The sequence below is a fragment of the Ruminococcus sp. AM42-11 genome, from assembly GCF_003480145.1.
In the GTDB taxonomy this organism is placed as follows: domain Bacteria; phylum Bacillota; class Clostridia; order Lachnospirales; family Lachnospiraceae; genus Blautia_A; species Blautia_A faecis.
In genome coordinates this window covers 31,732-50,524 of sequence record NZ_QUIO01000005.1, presented here as the reverse complement: position 1 = coordinate 50,524, position 18,793 = coordinate 31,732, and the positions used below count along the sequence as shown (strand labels likewise).

The 18,793-nt window shown below is 51.1% G+C and carries 18 protein-coding genes and 2 pseudogenes; all 20 read left to right on the top strand.

What is annotated here, in order from left to right; translation table 11 throughout:
* Positions 1-95 precede the first annotated feature (95 nt).
* Positions 96-653: pseudogene (locus DW904_RS23565) on the top strand (head maturation protease, ClpP-related); the annotation flags it as partial.
* A gap of 399 nt (positions 654-1,052) precedes the next feature.
* Positions 1,053-2,257: pseudogene (locus tag DW904_RS04635) on the top strand (phage major capsid protein).
* A 247-nt stretch (positions 2,258-2,504) separates the two neighbouring features.
* Positions 2,505-2,621, top strand: a complete 117-nt coding sequence (locus tag DW904_RS24960) for a hypothetical protein (RefSeq protein WP_347562019.1) — start codon at positions 2,505-2,507, stop codon at positions 2,619-2,621.
* Positions 2,621-2,977: a phage head closure protein gene (locus DW904_RS04625; RefSeq protein ID WP_118578285.1), complete on the top strand. Its 357-nt coding sequence runs from the start codon at positions 2,621-2,623 to the stop codon at positions 2,975-2,977. The genes DW904_RS24960 and DW904_RS04625 overlap by 1 nt, the downstream gene beginning before the upstream one ends.
* On the top strand, positions 2,952-3,329 hold the full coding sequence (locus tag DW904_RS04620; RefSeq protein ID WP_118578284.1) for an HK97 gp10 family phage protein: 378 nt from the start codon (positions 2,952-2,954) through the stop codon (positions 3,327-3,329). The genes DW904_RS04625 and DW904_RS04620 overlap by 26 nt, the downstream gene beginning before the upstream one ends.
* Positions 3,330-3,339: 10 nt before the next feature.
* Complete coding sequence (locus DW904_RS04615; protein ID WP_118578283.1) at positions 3,340-3,657, top strand: hypothetical protein; 318 nt, start codon at positions 3,340-3,342, stop codon at positions 3,655-3,657.
* A gap of 34 nt (positions 3,658-3,691) precedes the next feature.
* Positions 3,692-4,306, top strand: coding sequence for a major tail protein (locus tag DW904_RS04610; RefSeq protein ID WP_118524258.1), 615 nt, complete (start codon positions 3,692-3,694; stop codon positions 4,304-4,306).
* Positions 4,307-4,368: 62 nt separating this feature from the next.
* Complete coding sequence (locus DW904_RS04605; RefSeq protein WP_202187662.1) at positions 4,369-5,196, top strand: SPFH domain-containing protein; 828 nt, start codon at positions 4,369-4,371, stop codon at positions 5,194-5,196.
* A gap of 66 nt (positions 5,197-5,262) precedes the next feature.
* Positions 5,263-5,643 carry a hypothetical protein gene (locus DW904_RS04600; protein WP_118578281.1) on the top strand — a complete coding sequence of 127 codons (381 nt, stop codon included), beginning with the start codon at positions 5,263-5,265 and terminating at the stop codon, positions 5,641-5,643.
* The gene (locus DW904_RS22740) at positions 5,640-5,804 is read left to right on the top strand and encodes a hypothetical protein (RefSeq protein WP_173702803.1); all 165 of its coding nucleotides are present in this window, start codon (positions 5,640-5,642) and stop codon (positions 5,802-5,804) included. The genes DW904_RS04600 and DW904_RS22740 overlap by 4 nt, the downstream gene beginning before the upstream one ends.
* A 74-nt stretch (positions 5,805-5,878) precedes the next feature.
* The gene (locus DW904_RS04595) at positions 5,879-6,454 is read left to right on the top strand and encodes an abortive phage infection protein (RefSeq protein ID WP_118578373.1); all 576 of its coding nucleotides are present in this window, start codon (positions 5,879-5,881) and stop codon (positions 6,452-6,454) included.
* A 60-nt stretch (positions 6,455-6,514) separates the two neighbouring features.
* On the top strand, positions 6,515-7,030 hold the full coding sequence (locus DW904_RS04590; protein ID WP_118578280.1) for a helix-turn-helix transcriptional regulator: 516 nt from the start codon (positions 6,515-6,517) through the stop codon (positions 7,028-7,030).
* A gap of 66 nt (positions 7,031-7,096) precedes the next feature.
* Positions 7,097-7,816, top strand: a complete 720-nt coding sequence (locus tag DW904_RS04585) for a DUF6036 family nucleotidyltransferase (RefSeq protein WP_118578279.1) — start codon at positions 7,097-7,099, stop codon at positions 7,814-7,816.
* Between the two features lie 264 nt (positions 7,817-8,080).
* Entirely contained in the window at positions 8,081-8,305 is a 225-nt protein-coding gene (locus DW904_RS23560) for a hypothetical protein (RefSeq protein ID WP_243110297.1), read from the top strand.
* An 83-nt stretch (positions 8,306-8,388) separates the two neighbouring features.
* Positions 8,389-9,279 carry a phage tail tape measure protein gene (locus tag DW904_RS24465; protein ID WP_279254383.1) on the top strand — a complete coding sequence of 297 codons (891 nt, stop codon included), beginning with the start codon at positions 8,389-8,391 and terminating at the stop codon, positions 9,277-9,279.
* A complete protein-coding gene (locus tag DW904_RS22735) occupies positions 9,279-13,988 on the top strand; it encodes a phage tail tape measure protein (protein ID WP_279254382.1) in 4,710 nt (1,569 codons plus the stop codon). The genes DW904_RS24465 and DW904_RS22735 overlap by 1 nt, the downstream gene beginning before the upstream one ends.
* Before the next feature lie 15 nt (positions 13,989-14,003).
* On the top strand, positions 14,004-14,780 hold the full coding sequence (locus DW904_RS04570; RefSeq protein ID WP_118578278.1) for a hypothetical protein: 777 nt from the start codon (positions 14,004-14,006) through the stop codon (positions 14,778-14,780).
* A gap of 16 nt (positions 14,781-14,796) precedes the next feature.
* Positions 14,797-16,791, top strand: coding sequence for a phage tail spike protein (locus DW904_RS04565; protein WP_118578277.1), 1,995 nt, complete (start codon positions 14,797-14,799; stop codon positions 16,789-16,791).
* Entirely contained in the window at positions 16,715-17,452 is a 738-nt protein-coding gene (locus DW904_RS04560) for a hypothetical protein (RefSeq protein ID WP_118578276.1), read from the top strand. Before DW904_RS04565 ends, DW904_RS04560 begins: the two co-directional genes overlap by 77 nt.
* Positions 17,449-18,792 (top strand): hypothetical protein, encoded by a 1,344-nt coding sequence (locus DW904_RS04555; protein WP_118578275.1) that lies wholly within the window; start codon positions 17,449-17,451, stop codon positions 18,790-18,792. Before DW904_RS04560 ends, DW904_RS04555 begins: the two co-directional genes overlap by 4 nt.
* Position 18,793: the final 1 nt, after the last annotated feature.

Here is an 18,793-nt window from a genome sequence, read left to right as displayed (position 1 = left end):
ACACAGCCAGAGGAACAAGACCCGGAAGAAGAACCTGACAGCGAAAATCGGCTGAGTGAGAGTAAGCCACGAAAGAATGAAAGAAGGAGAACCCGATGAAGAAATTCTGGAACTGGATCAAAAACAGTGACGACACCAGAATCCTCCGGCTGGAAGGTCCCATCGATGAGGAATCATTCTGGGGTGATGAGATCACGCCGCAGATGTTTCGGGATGAGCTGGAATCCGGCGAGGGGAATGTGACCGTCTGGATCAACAGTCCGGGCGGAAATGTGTTCGCCGCTGCCGAGATCTATACCATGCTTAAGGACTACAAGGGCAGCATCACGGTCAAGATCGATGCAATTGCGGCATCTGCTGCATCTGTTGTGGCAATGGCCGGTGATACTGTTCAGATGAGTCCTGTTGCCATGCTGATGATCCATGACCCCAGCACGGTTGCAATGGGCAATACCAAGGACATGGAAAAGGCCATCGAGGTGCTGACCGAAGTCAAGGAGAGCATCATCAACGCCTATGCTGCAAAGAGCGGACTCAGCCATGCCCGTATTGCAAACCTCATGAGCAACGAGACCTGGATGAATGCGAAGAAGGCTGTGGAGCTGGGCTTCGCAGACGAGATCCTCTTTGCAAAGAAAGAGGAGGAGCCGAACAGTGACCCGGCAGACCCGGAGAAACCGGAAGAAGACCCTGACAGTGAACCGGGCGAGGGCGAAGAAAAGAAGCCGTTCCAGAAGGATACGGCAGGGCACCTTTTCTCCAGCCGTCAGATGGATCTAATCGTCCTGAACCGTCTGGGGGTGAAGCCGGAAGACGTAGGTCAGAAGCACACTGAGCCGAAGGAGCCGCCTGCTGACCCGAAACCGTCCGCAGAGCCGACCCCTCCGGCCGAACCACCTGCCAATTCCGGCCCTGTCCTTGATCTGGACGGCAAGACCGAGGATGGCAGCATCCCCTACAATATCCTGATGAAACAGCTTGAGTGCATGAAGTGATGTGCATTCAGGCTGTTTTTTATATCACCACAAATCAATCTATGGAGGACAAACACTATGAGTAAGATTCTGGAACTGCGCACCAAGCGCAACACTCTCTGGGAGCAGACCAAGGACTTTCTGGAGAAGAACCGCGGCGAGAACGGTCTGGTAAAGGCTGAGGCCGTGGAGCAGTACAACAAGATGGCACAGGAGGTCAAGGACCTGGGTGCAGAGATCGAGCGTCTGGAGCAGCAGGCACAGATCGAGGCACAGCTGTCCGCACCGACTTCCAGTCCTGTCCACGCTGACCCGAAGAACGGTGCCAAGAAGGATGTCAAGCCGACCGCCACTGCCGAGTATGCCGAGAACTTCTGGAACATGATCCGCAACCGTGGCCATTACGGCGAGGTCCGCAATGCCCTGTCTGTGGGTGAGGACACCGAGGGCGGCTTTACCGTTCCCGATGAGTTCGAGAAGAAGCTGGTGGAGGCACTGGAGGAGAACAACATCTTCCGTGGTCTGGCAACGGTCATCCGCACCAGCTCCGGCACCCGTAAGATCCCCATCGCAGAGGATACCGGTGAGGCAAGCTGGATCGATGAGGGTGAGGAGATCCCGGAGAGCGATACTACCTTCGGCCAGACCATGCTGTCTGCATACAAGCTGGGCACCATGATCAAGATCTCCAACGAACTCCTGAACGATTCCGCTTTTGACCTTGCCACCTATATTGCCCGCCGTTTCGGTGTGCGTATGGGCAACGCAGAGGAGCGTGCCTTTATCACCGGCGACGGTGTGGGCAAGCCTCTGGGTCTGCTGGCAGAGACCGGCGGTGCCAAGGTCGGTGTGACCGCTGCCCAGAAGGATGCCGTTACCTTCGATGAGATCTTCAAGCTCTACTATGCACTGAAGGCTCCGTACCGCAAGAAGGCACAGTTCCTCTGCAACGAAGCCTGGTGCTGCAGTTGATGACCATCAAGGATAACAACGGCAACTATATCTGGAAGCCGGGTCTGGAGATCGGCAAGCCGGATACCCTGCTGAACCGTCCGCTGAAGACTTCCGCCTTCATGCCGGAGATCAAGGGTGGAAGCAAGGTCATGGCCTTTGGCGATTACAGCTACTACTGGGTGGCTGACCGCCAGAACCGCACCTTCCGCCGTCTGAACGAGCTGTATGCCCGTACTGATCAGGTCGGTTTCCTGACCACCCAGCGTGTGGATGGCAAGCTGATCCTGCCCGAAGCCGTACAGCTTCTGCAGATGGCACCGCAGGGCTAAGAAAGTCTGGAAAGGAGGAGCCGGTTATGGCACTGATTCCGCTTTACGAAGCGAAGACCTATCTCCGCGTGGACAGCAGCGATGAGGATGCCCTGATCGGCATCCTTTTATCTTCTGCGGAGCAGATGTGCAAGGATGTGGGCCGTTTATCGGAAGACCAGTGGGAGGCAGTCAATGCCGCTGACCGGGATGCCGAGAACGGAGTACAGCCTACAAGGGAACTGGGAGCCTGCGCAGCACCTGCCGTGTGGCGATTCTGTATGCGCTGGGGTATCTCTATGAGCACCGGGACGAAGCTGACCATAAGCAGCTGATGCTGACGCTTCGTTCCATTCTGTTTGCTGTGAGGGAGGGGGTGTTCTGATGATCGAAAAGCTGAATGAGCGGATCACGATCGAGAAAAGCACGGTCGTGACCGATAAGGTCGGAAACCATCGGAACACATGGGAGGAATATTTCACCTGCTTTGCCTACGCCTCGACCTATCAGGCGCAGGAAGAAGAGGGTGAGGTCACAGCCGAACAGAAGAGCGTGGTGTTTACGGTTCGCTGGTGCAGTGAGACGAGATGCCTGACTTCCACCGGTTTCCGCATCCGCTTCCGGGAGCAGCTTTACAATATCGAATCCGTTGACCCGATGAACTATCAGAAGAAGATCCTGAAGATCCATTGCAGACTGGAAAGGAGGCAGCCGGATGAGCAGAACTGTCAGCATCGATGAGATGGCAGATGCCATCAACGAGGGCTTAAAAGAATATGCGACCCTTGCCTCCACCGAGGTTAAGAAGGCAGTCCGCAAATCTGCGAAAACGGTCAAAGACCAGATTTCGGCCAATGCACCGTCCCGGACGGGCGCATACAAGGGAAGCTGGGTAGCGACCAAGCAGTCCGAATCCAGTCAGAGTCTTCAGATGGTGGTGCATTCCAAGAACCGCTACCAGCTGGCGCATCTTCTGGAAAAAGGTCATGCCAAGCGTGGCGGCGGTCGTGTGGCAGGAAGACCGCATATCGCTCCGGCTGAACAGGCAGGTATCGAGCAGCTCCAGTCCCTTATCGAAAAGGCACTAAAGTAAGGAGGAACCAATGACCCACGAAGAAGTAAAGGCTCTGGTGGAGGAGATGGGGCTTCCTTATGCGTATGACCATTTCGCAGAAGGGGAGAGCCCTGATCCACCGTTTATCTGCTTCCTGTATCCGAAAGCTGAGAACTTTGGCGCGGATAATCTTGTGTACCACCATTTCAACCGGCTGGACATTGAGGTCTACACCGATTACAAAGACCCGGATATGGAAGCAAATATTGAAGAAGTCCTGACCGCACACGAACTCTACTATGAGAAAAGCGAGGTCTGGATCGAAACCGAAAAGATGTATGAAGTCCTGTATGAGCTGACTGTGTGATGCTCATGCAGGATATTTTTATGGGAGGAACACTATGTCGAAGAAAAGCAATAAGGTCAAATTTGGCCTGAAAAACTGCCACTATGCAAAGGCAACCTTTGACGAAGATGGCAGTGTCACCTATGCAAAGCCGGTCCGTATCCCCGGTGCCGTCAGTCTTTCTATGGATGCCAATGGCGAGATCGAGCCGTTCTATGCGGACAATATCGCCTACTATGTTGTGAATAACAACTCCGGCTACGAGGGCGATCTGGAGATCGCGCTGATCCCGGAGAGCTTCCTCACGGACATCATGCACGAGGAACTGGATGGTAACGGCGTGCTTGCTGAGAACGCCAATGTGGAACTGGAACATTTCGCCTTCCTGTTCGAGTTCGATGGTGACCAGCGTCACATCCGCCATGTGCTGTACAACTGTGTGGCAAGCCGTCCGTCCATCGAGGGTGAGACCAACGAGGACAGCAAGGAAGTCAAGACAGACACCCTGAACCTGCAGGCAACCCCTCTGGCAAACGGTTATGTCAAGGCCAAGACCGGTACTAACACCACCGATGATGTCTATAACAAGTGGTACGATGCGGTCTACGAGCCGCAGGCGGAAGCTGTGGACACCGAAGACACCAGTCACACCGAGGAGCCGCAGGGCTAAGTGACCGACACACACAGCAGGGCTTCGGCTCTGCTTACATTATTATAAAGAGGTATATGACTATGAAGAAGATTTTTCCTTTGTTCGCAGTGATTATCGTTCTGGTGCTGGCTGTCTGTTCGTTTCACATCATCCCCACCGGATACACGGGCGTGAAGACCAGCTTTGGCCAGATCCAGGAGACCACCATCCAGAGCGGCAAGCTCAACTTTTGCATTCCCTTTGTGCAGAGCATTCACAAGGTCAACAACAAGCAGCAGGATAAACACATCGAGGCGCAGGTCTGGGGCGAAGCCTCTGACAAGACTCCGGTGTATGCTGCTGATGTCATCGTGACCTATCAGGTGCTTCCTGAGAAGAGTGCCTGGCTGTATGCGAATGTGTCCGACATCAAGAATCTGGTCGGTGATGAGCTGGTGGCATCTGCCATCAAGTCTGCGATGGCTGAACTTGGTCCCAATGAGGTAACGAACCGCACCAGGATCGAGCCTCTGGCGCAGCAGAAGCTGGCAGAATCTCTTGTGCAGAAATATGGTGAGGACGTTGTGTTCGTAAACAAAGTCGTCATCAACGACATGAATTTCGAGGATGCCTATAACGAAGCCATCCAGCAGAAGTCCATTGCACAGCAGAATGCAGATAAGCAGAAGATCGAGAATGAAGCCGCCATTGCCAAGGCAGAAGCGGATAAGCAGGTGGCGATCACCAATGCAGAGGCGGATGCCCAGAAAACTTCCATTGCCGCAGATGCACAGGCAGAGGCAAACCGCAAACTGGCAGAAAGTCTGTCCGATACGCTGATTGATTACCAGAAGATCCAGAAGTGGGATGGAAAGCTGCCGACTGTGAGCGGCGGTAATGCACTGGTCAGCATTGACTCGGCAGAGTAAGAAACACGATATACGGCAGGGCTTCGGCTCTGCTAATTTTACATGAAATTTTGGAGGATTACGATTATGGCAGTTACAAAGAAAATCGAGATCGATGGCAAGGAAGTAACCTTTAAGGCAAGTGCCGCTGTGCCTCGCCTGTACCGGATAAAGTTCGGCCGCGACATCTACAAGGATCTGCGCCAGCTGGAAAAGAGCGTAGGAGAGAACGACGAGGATAATTCCAACCTCGACCTGTTCAGTCTGGAAATGTTCGAGGACCTGGCATGGCTGATGGCCCGTCATGCAGACCCGGCAAAGGTGCCGGACAGCCCGGAGGAGTTCCTGGACCAGTTCAACACCTTCTCCATTTATCAGATCCTGCCCCAGCTGATCGAACTGTGGGGTCTGAATGTGCAGACCGAGGTGGAATCCAGAAAAAACCTCGCAAAAGTGAGCGGGAAATGACCACCCCGCTCTTTCTGCTGCGCTGTGTACAGCTCGGTATCAGCATCGCCGACCTCGACCTGCTGACCATCGGGTTGGTCAATGATATGTTCACAGAGCGGCAGAACGACGACTATCCGTACAAAGAGCTGGCATCTCAACATGACATGGATGTCTTTTAACAGAATAAAGCTCGACTTCCGTGCTTATTTCGATTACAATATAAGCACGGAAGGATGGTGATTCTGTGGATGAGATGACAAGATTGGTTCAAAATTATGATTATATTACACCGAAAATTGCGGAAGAATCTGGAATTTCAAAATTTAAGTTTTACAAATATGTCCGAGAGAACGGATTGGAGTCGGTCAGCCGGGGCGTTTATTCAACGGGATCGGATTGGGTAGATGAACTGTATGTGCTTCATAAAAGATGTGCAAATGTTGTTTTTTCACATGACGAGGCTTTTTATTATCATGGCCTGACAGACAGAGAACCGTTTGTCCACACACTTACCATATACAGCGGTTACAATGCGCATCGGCTTACAGCGGATGGAAGTTGTAAAGTATATACGGTAAAACGAGAATTACTGGATGTCGGAAAGATCATTGTGAAAGACAATGACGGGAATATGATTCCGATGTATGACCTGGAACGGACGATTTGTGACCTGATGAGAAGCCGGAGCAGTATTGAAGCACAGGATTTCAATTCCATTCTGAAGACATATGTTTCCAGACGAGACAAGGACCTGAATCGACTCATGGAGTATGCAAAGCTATTTCGGGTTGATAATGTGATCCGCAGATATATGGAAGTTCTTTTGTAAAATATCCTTGACTATACTTCGGTGTGCCGATATAATATAAGAGAAAGGAGTTGATGATACATGATTATTGATGAACTTCTTAGGGAAGCCAAAATGAGTCGGTATAAGTTGAGTAAAACAAGTGGTGTTGCACAAGCCACAATATCGGACATTTGCAGTGGAAAAACTTCAATGGAAAAATGTTCAGCTGGAACACTATATAAAATAGCAAAAGCATTGAATGTTACAGTTGATGCTTTATTGGAAGCAGATGAGCAGGAAATGGCACAAAATGCAGAATACCGTAGTTCTTTTGAAACGTTCAAAAGCAACACTTGCCATCATGTAAAGGATATGGGTGATATTGATTTTATTATTAATACTTTGGAAAATGATACAATCCGAAGCCTTTATAAAAAAATGTGGTATCCAGAATCTTTGTACTTGCTGGGAATGATTGATTATTTGTCGAAGATTAATGACCTTCCTATGTGTACGAATTATAACGATATCCGTAGACATAAATTGGCACAGGTGGTGTATCCTTCAAGTGTGCTGATTCAGGCTGCGGTTATGCATAGTGAGACTGTAAAATAGAGGCAAGAAAAAGGGCAATTCCTGAGTTTATGAGGTTTAATATTGTAGAAAGCGAGGTAAGAAACCTTGTCTGAAGTACCATTTACAAAAGATAATTTGGATGGGTATCTGAAAGAATTATCAAAAGAATTTAGGAAAATGAATGGATCACGAATGCCCGCTGAAATTATTTTGATTGGTGGTGCAGCGGTACTCATCAATTATGGCTTTCGTGAGATGACATACGATATGGATGCAATTATACAGGCATCATCCTCTATGAAAGATGCCATTAACCATGTTGGAGACCGGATGGGCCTTCCAAATGGATGGTTAAACACAGACTTCATGAAGACAGCATCTTATACGCCTAAATTGATCCAGTATTCGCAGTATTATAAGACATTCTCAAATGTTTTAAGAATCCGGACTGTATCAGCAGAATATTTGGTTGTAATGAAGTTAATGGCAGGCAGACAGTATAAAAATGATCTGTCAGATGTTGTAGGAATTCTTATTGAGCAAAAGAATGCTAAAAAAGAAATTAGTTTAGATAGCATCAAACGAGCTGCTGATGAATTGTATGAGGGGTATGAGAACTTACCGGAATCATCGAGAACTTTCATCGAGGCAGTTTACCAGAATCCGGATCTTTCGGCACTGTATGAGAAAATTCGTGAAGATGAAATGCAGAATAAGGATATTTTGTTGGAGTTTCAGGAGGATTATCCGGATGTTCTAAACGGAGATAATCTTGTGGATATCCTAAAAGCAGCCAAAGCAAAAAAAGAAAAGAATAACAACTGATAATACACCCTTGTCGGAGAAATCTGACAGGGGTATTTTTATATCAATTTTTCGGACATTACCTCCAATAGGTAGAAAATCATCGGAAAATGAAAATTCGTGGCCTGTTTTGCTTAGCAATTTCAAGAAAATGGCTTTTTGTGAAATTGCTAAAGCGAAATTACTCTAGAAATTTCAAGTTTATCATTTCGTATTTTAATTTTGCCCCACTTGTGACAAAGCAAGTCGGGCTTTTTTCATGCCCAAAAGGAGGTGGTCATCCACATGGCATCCAGAATCCAGGGCATCACCGTTGAGATCGGCGGCGATACCACCAAGCTCTCCAAAGCACTGGAAAGTGTAAACAAGTCAATCAAGGGGACGCAGTCCGGACTGAAGGATGTCAACAAACTCCTGAAACTGGACCCTTCCAATACAGAACTGGTCGTTCAGAAGCAGAAGATGCTGAAGGATGCCATTGAGCTACCAAGGAAAAGCTGGCAACGCTGAAGACTGCGGCTCAGCAGGCCAATGAGCAGCTTGCCAACGGTGAGATCACCCAGCAGCAGTATGATGCCCTCCAGCGTGAGATCGTGGAGACTGAACAGAATCTGCGATCCTTACAGGACCAGGCGGCCACTACAAATGCGACGCTTGCCAAGATCGATGAAGCCGGAGAAAAGCTTCAGAACATCGGATCTTCTGTGGAGAATGTCGGCAAGAAGTTCCTGCCGGTGACTGCCGCTGTAACGGGTCTTGGCACTGCCGCAGTGAAGACGGCAGCCGACTTCGATTCCGAGATGAGCAAGGTTTCTGCTATTTCCGGTGCGACTGGGGATGACTTCGACCAGCTTCGTGCAAAAGCCCGTGAGATGGGTGCAAAGACAAAGTTCTCCGCATCCGAGGCTGCTTCGGCGATGGAATACATGGCCATGGCCGGATGGAAGACTTCTGACATGCTGAACGGCATCGAGGGTATCATGAACCTCGCGGCGGCATCCGGTGAAGACCTCGCCACGACTTCGGATATCGTTACGGATGCCCTCACAGCTTTCGGCTTGTCTGCGGCAGATTCCGGGCATTTTGCAGATATCCTTGCAGCCGCTTCTTCCAATGCGAATACCAATGTCTCCATGATGGGCGAGACGTTCAAGTACTGCGCACCTATCGCCGGTGCACTGGGGTTCTCGGCAGAGGATACCGCAGAAGCCATCGGTCTGATGGCAAACAGTGGTATCAAGGCTTCGCAGGCAGGTACGTCCCTTCGTACCATCATGAACAACCTTTCCGGTGAAGTGACCTTTGTGGGCAAGAACATCGGTGAGGTCACGATTGCGACCAGCAACGCGGATGGCAGCATGAGAAGCCTGAACGATATCCTTGCGGATTGCCGTGTGGCATTTTCTGGGCTGTCGGAATCTGAGAAAGCAGCCAATGCAGAAGCACTGGTCGGCAAGAATGCCATGTCCGGTTTCCTTGCCTGATGAATTCCAGTGAAACGGACATCAACAAACTGCGTGGTGCCATTGAAAACTGTGACGGCGCATCAGAGAGCATGGCAGAAACCATGCAGGACAACTTAAATGGTCAGCTCACCATCCTGAAATCTCAGTTGGAAGAGCTGGCTATTTCTTTTGGCGATATCCTGATGCCGACCATCCGTAAGATCGTATCTGCCGTGCAGCAGTTCGTGGACAAGCTCAACAGTATGGATGAAAGTACTAGGGAAACGATCATCAAGATCGGACTACTGGCAGCATCCATTGGTCCGCTGCTCATTGTGCTTGGCAAGACCATATCAACGGTTGGCACAGCGATGCGGGGGTTCAGTTCTCTTGCAAAGGGTGTCCGGCTTCTCATCACCCATGTGGGCAGTGCCAGCGGTGTGTTCAGCAAGCTGGGTGTGGTTCTGGGTGGTCTATCCGGGCCGGTCGTAGCAGTGGTGGCGGTCATCGGTACGCTGGTGGCAGCATTCATGAATCTCTGGAACACCAATGAAGAGTTCCGTACTGCCATTACCGGCATCTGGAACGACATTGTTTCCAAGGTGAAAGGCTTCTGCGACCAGCTGACACAGCGGATCAACGGGCTGGGCTTCGACTTTAAGGATGTCACCGAGGTACTGAAAGCAGTCTGGGATGGCTTTTGTCAAGTGCTTGCACCGTTGTTTGAGGGAGCATTCCAGAATATTTCGACTATCCTCGGTGTCGTTCTGGATACCTTACTGGGTCTGTTCGATGTCTTTTCCAATGTGTTCTCCGGCAACTGGAGCGGCGCATGGGAAGCGGTAAAGGGAATCTTCTCCAGCATCTGGGAAGGTGTGAAGTCTGTATTCTCTACGACTCTTACCGCATTAAAGAGCGCACTGGATGTGTTCTTTGGTCTGTTCGGGACAGACTGGCAGACTGTCTGGGGCAGTATCAAGAGCTTTTTCGAGACCGTGTGGGGTGGAATCAGCAGCTTCTTTTCAAACACAGTTTCTGCTATCCAGTCAGTGGCAACGACTGTATTTACAGCAGTTTCGAGCTTCTTTACGACTGTTCTTACGAGTATCCAGACGACCTTCAGTACCATCTGGACTGCTATTTCCACAGCAGTTTCTTCTGTAATAAATACGATCCATACCACGGTGACAACTGTGTGGACGGCGATCTCGACCGCGATCTCTACGGTCATGAACACCATCAGCACGACGATCACTTCGGTGTGGAATGGCATCTATAACACCATAAAGCCTCTGCTGGATGCGTTCAAATATCTGTTTGAGACCATCTGGCAGGCGATTCAGATCCTGATCGGCGCAGCACTGACCGCAATCCAGACGAAGATCACTTCTATCTGGAACGCCATCGTCGCCTTTGTGACTCCGCTGCTGACTGAGTTGCAGACGACTTTCTCTACGGTTTGGTCCGCGATCCAGACAGCTGTTTCTACTGTACTGACTGCGATCCAGACAGCAGTGACAACGGTGTGGAATGCGATTGTATCCTTCCTGTCTCCGTTGTTGACTGGCATCCAGACCCGGATGAGTACGGCATGGAATGCGATCAAGATGGTCATTTCGACTGTCCTTTCTGCGATCCGGTCCACGGTTTCTTCTATCTGGACTGCCATCAGCAGCAAGATCTCCGGGGTGGTAGATGGCATCAAATCGGTAGTTTCTTCCGGCTGGAATGCTATGAAATCCACGGTATCGTCCCTCAGTAACAGCATCAAGAGTGCAGCGGCCACAGCTTTTAACTCGATGAAATCCGGGATTTCCTCTACGATTTCCGGTATTAAGACCACCATCACGAACGGTTTTAACAGTGCGGTTTCCTTTATCAAGGGTCTGGCTGGTCAGGCATTCTCGTGGGGTTCAGACATGATCGGCAACATTGTGTCCGGTATCCAGTCGAGGATTCAGGATGTGGCAAATGCCGTATCGGGAGTGGCGGACCGTATCCGTTCCTTCCTGCACTTCTCCGTGCCGGACGAAGGCCCGTTGGCTGATATGGAAAGCTGGATGCCGGACTTTATGCAGGGTCTGGCAAACGGCATCACGACCAACACCAGCCTTGTAACTGCGGCGGCAGAAAACCTGTCCACCACGCTGTCTACCTCCATCACCAACTCCATGAGAGGTGTGGAGCAGGCATACAGTAAGAGCTGGGCGGCCATCAGCCAGACGGTAAGAAACGGAACGGCAGGTGTAAGTGCCGCGATGAAATCTGCATGGAGTTCCATTACGACCAGTACCGCCAGCACATGGAATACCATCAAGTCCAGTATCCAGAACAGCTTCTCGGCGGTGAAATCCAATGTGACCTCTGCAACAGCGGCAGTCAAATCTTCCATGACCAGTGCATGGAATGCCGTGAAGTCGCTGACAACGACCAGCTGGAACGGCATCAAGAGCGTTATCACCACAGCATGGAACGGAATCAAGTCTCTGACTACTTCGGCGACTGCTTCTGTAAAATCGTCCATGACAAGCGCATGGAACGCAGTGAAAACTCTGACGAACACAAGCTGGAATGGTATCAAAACAGTCATCACGACAGCGTGGAACAGTATCAAGTCTCTTACAACTTCCTCTGTATCCGCAGTTCGCAGTACGGTCACAAGCGGCTGGAACACACTGAAATCTACCACGACCTCTGCTTTCAATAGCATCAAGTCCACGGTGTCTTCGGCAATGTCCAGCCTGCGCAGCACGGTTTCCTCAGGTGTTGCAAATATCAGGAGCAGCTTTAACTCGCTCGGTTCGATTGCTTCTTCGGCATACCGCTGGGGTGCAGATATCTGTTCCCAGATGGCGGCAGGTGTCCGGGCAGCAGCCGGTTCCGTGATCGCAGCGGCAGAAAATGTCGCAAGCAGGGTCAGAAGCCTGCTGCATTTCTCCGTGCCAGATGAAGGCCCTCTGTCCGATGCAGATACCTATATGCCCGACTTCATGAAGCTGCTGGCGACCGGCATTAAGAAAAATGTCAAGTCGGTAGTGAAGGCTGTGCAGGGGCTTGCCGGGTCTATGAGCAGCAACCTCACAACTCCTGTGGATTCTCTGGGTGGCTGGATGGATTCTGTGATCGGCAGTTTTGCCACTACGATCAAGAGAAGTCAGAGTGGTATCGGTAGTGCTGCAAGGGATGTGGGAAGCGGTATCCAGACCCAGCTGATTTCCGGACTTTCCGGGCTGAAAACACAGTTCCAGCAGCTCTGGGCTGACCTGCAGGTCATCACCAAAACCGCAGTCGGCAGTATGAGCGATGAAGTGAAGCAGGGCTTTACGGATATGAAGGATTCCATTGGGGAGCTGAGTTCTCAGACCAGTTCCCTTGGAAATGCGATCCGCAGCCTTGGCGATACCCTCAACTCGGATTTCCTAAAGAGCCTGGGAAGCGGCATCAGCAAAGTCGGTGACACGGTCAATACGGTCACCGGTCTTGTGGACAAGCTCGGCTCCATGAAGAACACCATCGGAAACCTTGGAAGCACGATGCAGAACCTTGGCAACGTCCTCGGTACAGAGAACGGAGGCGGTCTGCTGTCAAACATCGGCAGTTTCCTGTCGAAGATCGGCAGTGCAGATGGCGGTCAGATCGTGTCGAACTTTGGCAACCTGATCTCTGGGCTGACTTCCAAAATGGGTGGTCTGGGAGAGGGAATCTCCGGCATCATCTCGAAGCTGGGAAGCCTTGGCTCCAGCGGTGGGGGAATCCTGTCGAATCTGGGCGGGCTGCTTTCCGGTGTAGTGTCGAAGATCGGCGGTTTAGGCGGCAGTCTTTCCGGTATTGTATCGTCTATCGGTTCTTCGCTGGGCGGTATTGCCGGGACAGTCGGCACAACGCTTTCCGGTCTGCTCGGTTCTGTCGGTACGACCGTATCTGGTTTGGCGGCAGGTGCGGGTACGGCCCTTGCAGGCGTAGCAAGCTCCGCAGGTGGTTTCCTCGCATCCGCAGGCACAGCACTTGCTGGCTTGGCGGGTCCCGCAGGTATCGCAGTGGCAGCGGTAGGTGGAATTGGCCTTGGGTTGAGAGCACTCTGGAAAAACTGTGATGGCTTCCGTGAGGGTGTCACAAATATCTGGAACAAGGTCACGTCGGTGTTCTCTAAGGGTGTGTCGGCCATCAAGAACGGTATCTCCAATGCGGCTTCTGCTATTGGCAACGTGGCTTCGTCCATTTGGGGCGGTATCAAGAACGTGGCTTCCTCGGCAGTCAGCTGGGGCAAGGACATCGTTGGCGGTATCGCAGGAGGCATCAAAAAGGGCGTGAGCTGGGTCGGCAGCGCAGTCAAAAGTGTGGCGAAGGGCATCCGCTCGTTCCTGCACTTCTCGGTGCCGGACGAGGGTCCTTTGTCTGATGCCGATACCTATATGCCAGATTTCATGAAGCTGCTGACTGGCGGCATCAAGAAAGGCGAGGGTGGACTGATCAGCCAGATCAAGTCGATGGCAGCAAAGGTACAGCAGGGAATGGAGGGCATCAGTTCTTTCAGCCTGCCGGAACTGACCCTGCCGCACTTCGATGGCTCTGGATGGAACTTCCCACAGGCAGCTCTGGCCGGAGGCGGTACGACCCGGACGACCAACCTTGGCGGTGTGTATATCACAGTCAACGGCTATAACGTGCGGAACGATGACGAACTGGCACAGACCGTTGCCGATAAGATCAACGGCATGATCCACGAGGATGATTCGGTCTTCAAGTAAAGGAGGTAGATGCGTATGGGCTATAACACCCCAAAGCAGACGGTATCACAGTTTCAGTTAAAAGGCAGATATGCCAGACAGTATCTGTCCTTTGCCGGGAAGTCCAGCAAAGACTTCCTTTTATATTTGTCTGGTCCTGGTGTGTATGATTCCCCGGCAGCGGATGTGGAGAGTACCTCTGTACCCGGCAGGAATGGGGACATCCTCTCCGAGAATGCGAAGGCAGGCAGAAGAAGATACCAGAACGTGGATATCAAGTACAAGGCATTTTTCTTCAACGGTCTGCCAGCCAAGACAGCGGCGGTCAAGGCATGGCTGTTATCTCCGATCGGGTATCAGAAATTGCAGGACACCTACGATCCGGATTTCTTCCGGATGGCAGTCTGCAAGGATGCTCTGGAATTCGATGTGACAGCCCAGAAAGCCGCTGAGATGGAACTGACCTTCAATTGTAAGCCCCAGCGCTGGAGTATGGATGGGCAGAGGGTGATCCGGCTGGATGGCAGGTCGACCTTAAAGAATCCTTTTGCTTTCCCGGCACAGCCCATCTTCAAGGTCTACGGAGATTCGGGTGGTGAGCTGTATGTGGGTGAGGAGAAAATCACCATCCACAGCATCAAGGACTACGTGCTGCTCAACTGTGAGACGCACAACGCTTACAACGCTTCCGGCTTTTGCAATGAGACCATCCTTTCGGATGACTTCCCGGAACTGCCGGAGGGAAAGACGCAGATCACATGGACAGGCGGTATCACGGCGGTGGAGGTGACTCCTCGCTGGTGGACGCTGTAAGAGGGAGGTGCAGCCAGTGATCCCATGTTTATATGATTCCAGAGAAATGAAATTTGACCATAACGGCATCGGAAAGCTGGCAGATGCACAGTCCTGTACCGTAACGGAAAAGAGAAACGGAAGCTATGAGCTGAAGCTCATCTGCCCGGCGGAAGGTATCCATGCAGAGATGCTGGAGGAGGGGAATATCATCCTTGCCAAGCCATCCGATACCATGCAGTCTCAGCCGTTCCGAATCTACAAGATCACAACCCCGATTGATGGCAAGCTGGAAGTGCAGGCACGGCATATTTCCTACCAGCTCAACTTTATCACGGTATCGCCGTTTTCAGTGACCGGCTGTGTCGGGGCAATGCGGGGGCTGAAAAGCCATGCGGCTTCTGACTGTCCGTTTAATGTCTGGGCGGATGTGGAATCCAGTGCAACCTTTACGTTGGGAGTTCCATCCTCCTTCCGAAACTGCCTTGGAGGTATGGCCGGGTCAGTTCTGGATGTTTTTGGCGGTGAGTTCGAGTGGGACCGGTATACGGTCAAGTTCCATAAGGCCAGAGGTGCCGACCATAACGTCCACATCATCTACGGTAAGAACCTGACGGATTTCAAGATGGAAAAGTCCATCGAGAACACGATTACAGGGGTGCATCCGTACTGGGTAGACAACGAAACGCAGGCAGTCATGGAACTGCCGGAGAAGGTGGTGCTGCAAAGCAAACGGTCGATCCCCTACCAGAAGATCACCGTGCTGGATTGTACCAGCAATTTTCAGGAAAAGCCGAGTGAAGCGGCACTTCGGGAATACGCACAGAACTATATCGACACCACGGACTTAACAGAGCCGGAGATCGATATCAAGATCGACTTTTTGCAGCTCTGGAATACGCCGGGGTATGAGGACATTGTGGAAGCAGAGCGTGTTTCCCTTTGCGATACGGTCCATGTGTTTATCTCAAAGCTGGGAATCGAAGTCAGTTCCAAAGTCACCGAAACCGAGTATGACACGCTGCTGGAACGCTATAACAGCATCACGCTTTCAAACTCCACGGTTAGCAGCCGGAATTCCTCCCTGACTGGTTCACTCAACAGCATCCGGAATACAGCAACGATTGCCTACGATACAGCGGTCCGTGCGGAGACAGCAGTGGGGGAGCAGGTCGGTGGAATCACAGCATCCATCATTTATGACGGTGCGCTTTTTGCCGCACTGTTTGGCCTTCATTATAAGAATGAGACGGACAGCAAAGGCAATACGGTCCGGTATGCATTCAATGCTGCAGCCTTGAAACAGTCAACGGTCGCATGGAAGAACAGCTCTGCCGGGTTGTTTGTATCCACGGATGGCGGTAAGACGTGGGGTTATGGTTGGGAGTCGGATGACACCGCAGTCAAGACAGCAATCCTGCTGGAACAGACCCTCAAGGAACTGGATGACCGCTACAAGAAAGCTACGGAGCTTTCCGAGGAATTGCTGAAAGAACTGGATGATCGGTATAAGACGGCAACAGCGCTTTCTTCCGAACTCCAAGAGCAGCTGGATCAGCGGTATGAAACTGCAAAGAAGTTATCCAAAGAACTGGCTGAGGAATTGGACAGCCGGTATGGAAATGTCACGACACTTTCGGAAGCACTGCAAAAGGAATTGGATGAGAGATACAGCGTGGCAAAGAAGTTGTCGGAAGATGTCGAAAAAGAACTGGATAAAAAGTATCAGCCGAGTATCCCAGTATCGGAAACCGCACCAGAGGAGCCGGGGAACGATGCATTGTGGGTCGATAAGAAGAATCTGCGGCTGAAACTGTGGGATGGAGAAAACTGGCGAACTGTTGGATATGAGCCAGAAGACCCAAAAGAACCAGAGAAACCAGTAGAGCCAGAAGAACCGGACAACACCGGGCAGGGAGGAGGCGAAAGCGATGGCAGTAAGGAGGAAACAAATAGTGGAAATACAGACACAGGAAGCACAGGAGACGGCAGTAACAACAGTGAAACCAGTCCGGATCTTTCAGGAGATTGAACTGTCTTTCACGGAAAATCTGATCCCTGTCCAGATCCCAGTCAAACAGTTTGACAATCAGGCACGAAAAGTCAGATGCCGACTATATCAGAATTCGGTGGAATATGTTGTGCAGGAAGGTACCATCGTCAGTTATTCGGGTACAAGGCCAGATGGAGCGGTGTTCCAGTATTCCAGCGAATCCAGACCGGAGCTTGTGTTTGTGGATTCCGGTACGATCATCCTGACCGTCACTTCTTTTATGACGGAAGTATATGGTCGTTTTCCCATCGACATTTACCTTCTTTCTGATGAGGGGGATGTGCTGGGAATGTTCAACCTGACGTTGAATGTGGCACGGGCGGCGATCACGAACCGGAAGATCGCAACGCTGACTTATAAGCAGTGCGTGGATGCAACGATGTCTGGCATTCAGGGCTTCTATATTTCCGAGGATGGATATCTCGTCATGGAGTCGGACGATGAACTGGGGCTGATGAAAGGATCTTATTCCAGTACGATGGAAAAGGTGGCAGCAGATGTGTATGACAAGATGGTCAACAGCTCCATTGACGGAAACGGCTATCTGAATTTTCAGTCCTGGGATGATCTGGGTCTGGTGTTTTCTTTGGATGAAGAATCACAACTGGTCATCCAGTATGGAGAAGAAAAAGAACAATGATGCCGGAGATCCGGCAGGAAGGAGATACAATGGGAGAATTTCTTGGAAAGAGAGTCATTCCCCGGCATGAGGGAGACTGGGACAAGGCGAGAAGTTATGAACCGCTGATGATCGTTCTTGACCCGGAAACGGGGGATGGCTATATCAGCCGGTATGATGTTCCCGCCGGTACGCTACTCACAAACGAGCACTACTGGGCAAGGTGCAGCCATTTCAATGCCCAGATGCACCGTCTGGAAACGGATGTGGCAGAAGATGTGGAAGGAATGCACACAGACCTTGCCAATACGAAGTCTGCGATGAGTGAGGAACTTTCGCAGACTCATCAGAAAATGGCGGAAGAACTGTCCGAAACGGAGAATCGTGTAACGTCAAATGTCAACGCGGCGACAAAAGCAATGCAGAGTACTCAGAATGGCATGGATGCGGCAGTTGCCCAGATGAATAAACGTCTGGATGCAAATGTGACGGCATCCACGGACAGCAAGGCGGACTATGCCGCAGAACTGGTGGATACCAGAGTGGACAGTGAAGGGACTACCTATCCGAGTGCCGGGGAAGCCATGCGCAGTATTACAGCAGGCCTGCTACGAAAAATCGTTCCGGTAGAAATGGGAACTGCATACCGGAATGAGAATACTGTTCAGAATAGTATGGAAGGTGCAGCTGTCCGCTGCCTGGTTCATCATGTTTCTGGTTACACGGGAACCTTTCTTGGTTTCTTCGGTTCCTATGAAGAGTGCAAAGAAAAGTCGTTCCGGATCGTTATTCTGAGTAATCAGGTGCCGTATGAAGGACAGGCTATCATTACGAACTCCCCGAATGCATGGGGCAGTGATAATGGAAAAGTTGGCTGTGTGCCCCTCAGTGCAGTAAAGCTGAATGAGGAAAACGGCTATCTGGCAGCGTTTGATCTGGATTTTTCCGAAAGCCGCTGGGAAGAGTTTGTGACGAAGTACACGGCATCCAGAAAACTCTATTTCTGTATCCGCAGGGAAAAAGCTGCTGCACAGGACAGTGAGTTTTATGTGTATGCGTATGAAACAACAGCTGTCAAAGATCTTGGATGGAAATATGTTTCTGAGCATGACTGTCTGCGGATTCTGGAGCAGGAAATCATCAATGCCAGAGCCGGAGAGGCATCCCTACCACAGCTTTTGCGGGCGCACGAGGCAATCCTGAAAGAGGTGACGGACTGTCATACAGACTCTGCAGGTGTGGAATATGACAGCCTGGCTGAGCGTTTGAAACTGATCGATGCAATGGCAGCACCAAGGCTGCCGGTATCTTATTATTTTGGGCCGAGGACAACACAAATGGCGCATTGTCAAAAGGTGTGAC

Coding starts and splice junctions, on each gene's coding strand:
- DW904_RS04625 (WP_118578285.1), top strand. CDS start 2,621: ATGATCGAAAAGCTGAATGAGCGGATCACGATCGAGAAAAGCACGGTC.
- DW904_RS04620 (WP_118578284.1), top strand. CDS start 2,952: ATGAGCAGAACTGTCAGCATCGATGAGATGGCAGATGCCATCAACGAG.
- DW904_RS04615 (WP_118578283.1), top strand. CDS start 3,340: ATGACCCACGAAGAAGTAAAGGCTCTGGTGGAGGAGATGGGGCTTCCT.
- DW904_RS04610 (WP_118524258.1), top strand. CDS start 3,692: ATGTCGAAGAAAAGCAATAAGGTCAAATTTGGCCTGAAAAACTGCCAC.
- DW904_RS04605 (WP_202187662.1), top strand. CDS start 4,369: ATGAAGAAGATTTTTCCTTTGTTCGCAGTGATTATCGTTCTGGTGCTG.
- DW904_RS04600 (WP_118578281.1), top strand. CDS start 5,263: ATGGCAGTTACAAAGAAAATCGAGATCGATGGCAAGGAAGTAACCTTT.
- DW904_RS22740 (WP_173702803.1), top strand. CDS start 5,640: ATGACCACCCCGCTCTTTCTGCTGCGCTGTGTACAGCTCGGTATCAGC.
- DW904_RS04595 (WP_118578373.1), top strand. CDS start 5,879: ATGACAAGATTGGTTCAAAATTATGATTATATTACACCGAAAATTGCG.
- DW904_RS04590 (WP_118578280.1), top strand. CDS start 6,515: ATGATTATTGATGAACTTCTTAGGGAAGCCAAAATGAGTCGGTATAAG.
- DW904_RS23560 (WP_243110297.1), top strand. CDS start 8,081: ATGGCATCCAGAATCCAGGGCATCACCGTTGAGATCGGCGGCGATACC.
- DW904_RS22735 (WP_279254382.1), top strand. CDS start 9,279: ATGAATTCCAGTGAAACGGACATCAACAAACTGCGTGGTGCCATTGAA.
- DW904_RS04570 (WP_118578278.1), top strand. CDS start 14,004: ATGGGCTATAACACCCCAAAGCAGACGGTATCACAGTTTCAGTTAAAA.
- DW904_RS04555 (WP_118578275.1), top strand. CDS start 17,449: ATGATGCCGGAGATCCGGCAGGAAGGAGATACAATGGGAGAATTTCTT.